Consider the following 7,057-nt stretch of genomic DNA (forward strand, 5'->3'; position numbering starts at 1 on the left):
GTGGAGACGGTTCTCTTGGTCGAAAACTCGTCTACCAGGGGCTTCACCACGTTGTCAGCCCAACCGCCGTACCTCAGAGGCAGGTTGGAAAAGGCGCAGTAACTACCGCACCGAAATGATCCACCGGTTACGCGTCTGGAAGACCGTCACCGGGGCACCCGCGCACCTCACGCAGGACCCGGCATGACACCCGAGCGACCTCAACCCACCCCAACTCCCGTGAAGCAGGGGTTCAGAAACAACGAGGCATGCCGGATCGGTGGTCACTCAGAACAAGCTCATGAATGCCGCGCTCGAACTGCAGCTCTTCCACATCACGGAAGCCAGCGGGAAGGGGGGGATAGCCAGACGCGTGGGCGATCGCCTCCGGCGGGAACCGGGCCTTGTACGACGCTGGCAGCCGTGTCCACCAGCAGGCCCTCCTGTCACGATCTACACCTAGATCATCGCATTCCGCTCCTCAACTTGATAATGACTGACAGCCCGATCTGACCTCGAGGCATCGCAGTCGTCACACTCCTGTATCCTCCATTGTATGGTTACTCGTAGGCGCACCACGGTCACCCTGCCGGACGACCTCCTCGCCCACGCGCGCGCCACCGCTCCTGGAGGCAACCTCTCGGCCTACATCGAGCACGCACTGCGCGCCCAGCAGCTACGGGACGCAGCGCAGGCAGTGCGGACCTGGCGCGAAAAGACCCAGGACGACGCCGAAGAGCTCGCCGACATCTTCGGCGAGGATGTCGCGTGACAGCCTTCGCTCGCGGCCAGGTCTGGCGCGTCCAGCTGGCCACCAAGACCCGGGCCGTGGTCATTGTCGAGTCAGATGCGGCCCTTGATGCCCTACCCGGAACCGCCGTGTGCATGATGATCGATGAGACCCGTGGGGCCCCGGATACCGTCGTCACCATCCCCGTATCCCAGCCGGTGCACGGGGCCGCTGTCGCCGTCGACCTCACCGCGCTGACCGACAAGCGTCTTCAGGCCGGCGAGTTCCTCGGCAGCGTCGACACACAGACTATGGACCGGATCTCCGCCGCTCTGCGCGTCACCCTTGACCTCACCTGAACGGCAGATCGTCGCGGCATCACATGCCGGGCAGCCCAAGTCGGCCGGCGAACATTCCGCCGCCGGGGGTCCGTCCGCCGGCGAGTCCAGGACTTTTGGGACGAGTGCGGCTCGGACGGCGCCAGCGTGGTGGCTGGTGAGCGCCTCCGTTAACGACGTCGCGCGGAACGCAAGGTGCCCAATCATTCACATAGCGCCAGACGATGGCCGTGCCGATGCCGAAGCCCGGCGGCGATCTGTTCGAGAGTGTCGTGCTTGCACAGGTAGACCAGGGTGCTGTGGCCCCGGTCGTACGGACGCAGCTTGCACTGTCGGCCAGCCTCGCAGGACGCGATCACCATCGTGACCAGTGCCAGGGACTCCTCATCGATGTCGCACCCGGCAGGAGGAGAACACGCATCTCCGCAGATGAGGCTATGTTTGGTGACTCTCCAACCAGCGAGTTTTCGTCATGTCGCCGTCAATGATTCGACCGCCACCTCACCCTCCAGCCGTCCACATGAAAATGGCTTCTGGCCTTGTGCGGCACTCGCGGATCACGGGGGATGCATCATCCTTGAACCCGGTGCCGGACCGGCTCCGGTCCTTCTGCGACGTTCCCTGCTCTGTCGAGGTGTACTACGTATGAAGTCCCGATCAACGCTGGCGGCATGGCTGGGCGGTCTCGACGGCTCGCGTCTGGCGCGCGTGCTTCGGATTCGGAAGGACGCCGTGTCCCCTCCGGAGCCGCGCTCGGTAGGGGAACTGGCGGACCGTCTTCAGCGCCCGGGATCGGTGGCGTTAGTCCTGCCGCAACTCGCGCTGCCGCAGCTGCAGGTGGCCGAGGCGCTGGCGGCGCTGGGCGCGCACACTTCGCGCGAAGCCCTGGCGGAGCTGCTGGGAGTATCGGATGATGAGACCGCCTGTGCACTCGAGCGTGTGCTGGAGGTGCTGGCCGATCACGCTCTGGTCTGGCCGGACGGCGCGGGCACGCTCCGCATGGCCGGGCCGCTGCGGCAGGCATGGGACGTCCCCCTAGGGCTGGATGCCCCGTTGCGGGAACTGCTCGCGAGCACGACCTCGGAAGAGCTGCGCGGCATGCTGGTAGTGCTGGGCGTCAAGCCGCCGGGTACCAAGTCGCAGCGGCTGGCCGCGCTGGTGGAACACCACAGTGACCCAGAGCAGATCGCCTCACTGATAACGAAGGCCCCTGCGGCGGCCCGGAAACTGCTCGAACGCCGAGCAGAGACTGCGACGGGCGAGCCCTGGCAGTTCATTGTGTTCAGCTCTGGCGGTTTGGGCCTCGAACCGGGCGAGCGATGGGCACTGGATCGGGGACTTCTGGTCCAGGACCGTCACCACTACGGTCCGGCGCGTATGCCGGCCGAGGTGGCGCTCGCACTGCGGGGGCCCGGCTGGCACGCCCCCTTCGATCCCGTCCCGCCCACCCCACCTCTGGTGTCCGTCAATCCGGCGGAGGTGGATCGTGAGGCGTCTGCCGCGGCCACGGCGTTCGCGGCCCATGCCGCCTCGGTCCTGTCGGCTTGCTCGGCGGCTGCACCAACCCGGCTGAAGTCCGGCGGTATCGGTGCGCGTGAACTGGCCCGGATCGGCAAGGCAGCCCAGGCCGACGACACCGTCGTACGCCTCACCCTGGAGACCGCCCACGCCGCCGGGCTCCTGGGCCGGGACGGAGATCACATGGCGCCCACCGAGGCGTACGACACCTGGGCACACCAGGAACCCCCGCAGCAGTTCATTGTGCTGCTCCAGGCATGGCGGAACCTGCCGCTCACCCCCACCCAGGCGCGCGACGAGGACAACAAGGCACTTCCCGCCCTCGCCGGCGCACCTCCCTGCAGCGGCTGCGTGCAGGCCCGCGACGGGCTGCTGTCCGCAGCCACCCAGCTCCCGGCAGGCCAAGGTGTGAAGGCCGCCTCGGAGCTGGGGACTTCGATCGCCTGGCACCGCCCGCTCGCCGACTCCACGCCCCAGGACACAACACCGTTCGCTGCCGTGATCCATGAGGCCGAACTCCTCGGGGTACTCGCGCGCGGCACCATCTCCACCCTCGGTATCCACCTGCACAGCGGCGACACGCAGGCGCTGAGCAATGAGTGCCGGCGGCTGCTGCCCCCGGCCACCGCGACGGCCCGTATCGGCGCCGACCTCACCGCCATCGTCACTGGCACACCTACCGCACAGCTGGCCACATTCCTGGACCTTATCGCCGACCGCGAGATCAGCGGCACCGCATCGGTATGGCGGTTCAGCCCTGGCAGCATCCGCCGGGCCCTAGACACCGGCACTACCCCAGAGGCCATCACGGCCGACCTGACCGCTATCGCCGTCGGACCCCTGCCTCAGCCACTGTCATACCTGATCTCCAACACCGCACGCGGTCACGGACGCGTGCGCATCGCACCCGCTGTCTGCGTCCTCCACAGCGACGAGCCTGCTCTCCTGGCCGAACTCACCGCCCACCGCAAACTCGCCAAGCTCGGACTGCGACAACTCGCGCCCACCGTGCTGATCAGCCGCAGCGCGCTCAACACCACCCTCGCCGCGCTCCGGGCCGAGGGATACGCCCCCGTCACCGAAACCGCGCAGGGCACGGTACGGATCGAAAAAGCCCGGCCCCGGCGGGCCACCGCACCCGTTCCAGCTCCGCTCCGCACCACCGCGAGGAACAGCGGCCCAACCGCTGCTACGCACGCGACGAAGACGCTCACGGCCGTCGACCCGAACACCTTGGCGACCCGACTGCTCGCTGCCCAGCCCACGACTCTCGAGCCCATACCGTCCGACGCAGGAGCACCCCCCACCACGGACACCGAGAAGATCATCGCGGGGTGGGCCAAGCGCCTGCCTTACAGCGACATCCGCCAGTTCGCCCATGCCATCGACGCCGGCCAGCCCATCACCGTCGAGTACGTCGCCACCTCCGGCAACCGGACCGTGCGCACCCTCAGCCACCTCACACTTGACCCGCCCTACCTCCAAGCCTGGTGCCACCTACGGGACGCCGAACGCGTTTTCACCCTCTCCCGCATCCACAGCATCATGAACTGAGGGGCCCTGCGCTTCTCAGACAGCGGTGTGAGGGTTCTCCTTATGCCGCTGCCCGCGACTCCTAGTACTCGGCATGGGACTTCTGCGAGAGTCTTGTAGCCGAGTCCGGAGTGGAGGCGTTTCGATTGTGGAACATCTCGATGCAGCGGACGATCGCCCGGTGGGCATGTGCGCGTGCTGGGAACGTAGTGCGGTGCGCGAGTTCGTTCTTGAGAGCGCCGAAAAATGATTCTGCCATCGCATTGTCCCAACAGACACCAGTGCGGCCGACCGACGCTCGAATACCCAACGAGCGGAGCTGGCAACGAAATTCCAGAGACGTATAGTGACAGTCGCGATCGGAATAAAATACGTAGCCTTCGGCGAGGTTGATATTCCGGGCCGCCATATCGAGTGCATTCGAGATGAGAGAGGTCTTCATGCGGTCGGCCATTGCCCAGCCGACCACAGCTTTAGTGTGGCAGTCGATGACGGTCGCAAGAAAGCAACCCGGCTCAGGTGTTAACGTGGTGATATCGCTGACCAGTTTGCGCCCGGGAGTGTCAGCGGTGAAGTCACAGGCCAACAGGCCCGGCATGGCCGACGCCGCCTCGTCGTCGATCGTGGTCGCCCGCCAGGGCCGCGGTCCGCATGGCACCAGGCCGAGCTCGCGCATCAGCGCGCGGACCAGTTCCAGCCTGTACGTTCAGCGGACCAGTTCCGCTCCGGCCCGCACCTTCACCCACTGGAGCACGGCCTGGACACGCCGGTAGCCGTAAGTCTCCTGTGAGCCAGAGAAGACCCGGATGACGGCCCTCAGTTCCGCACGGTGCTTCGCCGTGGCCGACAATGGCCTCGATCTCAAGCGGTAGAAGCCCAACCCGGATATCCCCGCCCGGGTGCAATCTGCTGCACGGAAAGTTGTCGGCCTCGCCGCCGATGAACTCGCATTTCTTCGTTACTGGTATTCCTGGGCGAAGAAGGCCGTCGCTTTTCCCAGGAACTCAGTCCTCATACGGCGTTCTCGGTTCTCGCGTTCCACCACGCGCAGGCGAGCGCGTTCGCTGATGTTCAGGAGCGTGACGGCGGCATGACAAGCGGCTCTGATCCACTTGTTATGGTCCGGTCACAAAGGGTAACGATGCTCCGTCTGTGAGGAGGATTTAGCGGCGGAGGAGGTCTAATCCGGCCCGGCCGTACCCGTCTCTCTTGATCCGCTTCACCCTGTTGACGTTGCCCTCAACGTTGCCGGAGCGCCACTCCAGGGTGAGTCCGGCGGCGACGGCATCGAAATCCTGCCGTAGACCACGGGCCAGGCTCCGCAGTGGCTTCAGACCGGTGTGCTCGGCAAGAGTGAGCCAGCTGTCGAGGTCGGTGCCGCGGCGCTCGCTCATCATCTGGGCGAAGGCGTGCACGCAGTCGGCGACGGCTGCCAATTCCGGGCAGCGGGCCAAGAGCTGCTTGCGCTTGAGGGCGCTATTCTCGTCGATCTTGTCGGCGCGCGCAGTGATCAGCCAGGTGGCCTTGCGGACGGTCAGCGCTTTGGGCTTGTCGGGTACGGGTTTTGCCGCTGGCCCGGATCTGTTGCAGGTGACGACGGACTACCGCGGTAGCCGAGCTCGACGATCTCCGCATGAAGCCGTGCCGCGTCCGTTCAGCCCTCGTTCCAACGCCGATGCAGATACGGCGAGTAGGCGCGGATTTGGCCGTAGCGGGGGGAGCCGGTTCCGCGGGCAGCATCGTCAGGGGTGGCGGCGTGTGCGTAGCGGCGCACGGTCTTGCGGTCGAGCCCCAGAATCTTGGCGATCACTTCGATCTGCACGCCTTTGTCGTAGAGGGCATGTACTGCGGCATGGCGCTCGCGTCGCTTGATCGCGCGCGGCCCTTCCATGGGCTCCGGCACGTCGTCGGCTGCCGTGCCGGCCTTCACGACGGCGGTGTCGGCAGTGGTGTCCTCGGTAGGCTCGGCGAGACACTTGCGATGTTCGCCCACGCACTTCTCGACCGCCTCGCACAGGTTCTTCCACAGATGGAACCTGTCTGCGACCTGTGTCGCGTCGAGTCAGACGGTGCGCACGGCCTCGGCGTAGGCGCTGGCCTGGTCCCGGCACACGATCTCCACGCCGGGATGGTCACGCAGCCAGGCTATGAGCGTGTCCGCGGTGCGGTCGGGCAACACATCCACGCGCTTGCCGGTCTCCACGTCTATCAAGATTGTCCCGTAGACGTGGCCCTTCTTGAACGCGAAGTCGTCCACGCCCAGGACCCGCAGGGCCGTGCCGAGCTTCTTGTCCGGGAGCTTGCCAGTGGCCTGAGCAGGAGTTCGCGCTGGTTGGTATCGACAGGTGCGCGGCCAGCCGGGCCGCTGGGCGCCCTGCCAGGGCCAGCCCGAGCTTCTCCAGCGTCCGGCGCAAGACCGGTGTGCGACGCGCGAACCTCTCGGTCAGCCCTTCTACCTGCTCGACGAACGTCCGGCGACCGCACTCCGGCGTGCCGCATAGGAACCGCTGGACCAGGAGGTCTGACGACCTTCCGTCCGGTCACCGCCAGGTCGGCCAGACGTCGGTGGTATCGCCCGTGGATACGGCTGGACGTGCAACCGCACCCTGAGCAGGGTGCCTCTCGACTCACCGCCCGCGTCGCGACGGCCACCGCTTCGTCGTCCACCGTGATCTCCTCCACCGCGACCGACTTCAGGTTGGAGAAGGCAGTCCAGAGCCCGCTGCATTCACACGAACGGTCAGCCGATCAGTGGTCCGTAACGCAACGTCACACGGCCACAACCAATGTATCAGAACCGAAAGGAAATGGCCGTTGACAGGGGAGGCTAGCTCCTCTCCGGCGTACTCTTGCCGGTACCGGCTAGGGCGTGTTGTGAAAGTGCTGGTCGCAGCCATCAACGAGTGGCTATGACCAGCACTTTCACAACAAACCCAAGTAAAGGAACGGTGGGTGCCGT

Annotated in this window: 7 protein-coding genes; 3 read left to right on the top strand and 4 right to left on the bottom strand. The window is 66.0% G+C overall.

Annotated elements, in window-relative coordinates; translation table 11 throughout:
* The first annotated feature begins 535 nt into the window (after positions 1-535).
* The 3 genes from ABZ624_RS41460 (at position 536) to ABZ624_RS41470 (ending at position 4,119) form a co-directional block, all read left to right on the top strand.
* Positions 536-751 carry a type II toxin-antitoxin system CcdA family antitoxin gene (locus ABZ624_RS41460; RefSeq protein ID WP_360100662.1) on the top strand — a complete coding sequence of 72 codons (216 nt, stop codon included), beginning with the start codon at positions 536-538 and terminating at the stop codon, positions 749-751.
* Positions 748-1,068: a type II toxin-antitoxin system PemK/MazF family toxin gene (locus ABZ624_RS41465; protein WP_360100665.1), complete on the top strand. Its 321-nt coding sequence runs from the start codon at positions 748-750 to the stop codon at positions 1,066-1,068. The genes ABZ624_RS41460 and ABZ624_RS41465 overlap by 4 nt, the downstream gene beginning before the upstream one ends.
* A 774-nt stretch (positions 1,069-1,842) precedes the next feature.
* On the top strand, positions 1,843-4,119 hold the full coding sequence (locus tag ABZ624_RS41470) for a helicase-associated domain-containing protein (protein WP_360100668.1): 2,277 nt from the start codon (positions 1,843-1,845) through the stop codon (positions 4,117-4,119).
* 61 nt (positions 4,120-4,180) lie between these two features.
* On the opposite strand, the gene ABZ624_RS41475 is transcribed toward ABZ624_RS41470, so the two are convergent.
* The 4 genes from ABZ624_RS41475 to ABZ624_RS41490 all read right to left on the bottom strand — a co-directional run bounded on the left by ABZ624_RS41475 (position 4,181) and on the right by ABZ624_RS41490 (position 6,355).
* The gene (locus ABZ624_RS41475; protein ID WP_360100671.1) at positions 4,181-4,774 is read right to left on the bottom strand and encodes a DDE-type integrase/transposase/recombinase; all 594 of its coding nucleotides are present in this window, start codon (positions 4,772-4,774) and stop codon (positions 4,181-4,183) included.
* A 487-nt stretch (positions 4,775-5,261) separates the two neighbouring features.
* On the bottom strand, positions 5,262-5,636 hold the full coding sequence (locus ABZ624_RS41480; RefSeq protein WP_360100677.1) for a transposase: 375 nt from the start codon (positions 5,634-5,636) through the stop codon (positions 5,262-5,264).
* Between the two features lie 116 nt (positions 5,637-5,752).
* Positions 5,753-6,091 (bottom strand): helix-turn-helix domain-containing protein, encoded by a 339-nt coding sequence (locus ABZ624_RS41485; RefSeq protein ID WP_360100674.1) that lies wholly within the window; start codon positions 6,089-6,091, stop codon positions 5,753-5,755.
* A 69-nt stretch (positions 6,092-6,160) separates the two neighbouring features.
* On the bottom strand, positions 6,161-6,355 hold the full coding sequence (locus ABZ624_RS41490) for a transposase (protein ID WP_360100675.1): 195 nt from the start codon (positions 6,353-6,355) through the stop codon (positions 6,161-6,163).
* Between the last annotated feature and the right edge of the window lie 702 nt (positions 6,356-7,057).

This window comes from Streptomyces sp. NPDC007205 (assembly GCF_040634095.1).
GTDB lineage: Bacteria > Actinomycetota > Actinomycetes > Streptomycetales > Streptomycetaceae > Streptomyces.

Excerpts from the sequence above, each read along its gene's own strand:
- ABZ624_RS41460 (WP_360100662.1), top strand. The coding sequence starts at position 536 with ATGGTTACTCGTAGGCGCACCACGGTCACCCTGCCGGACGACCTCCTC.
- ABZ624_RS41475 (WP_360100671.1), bottom strand. The coding sequence starts at position 4,774 with ATGCGCGAGCTCGGCCTGGTGCCATGCGGACCGCGGCCCTGGCGGGCG.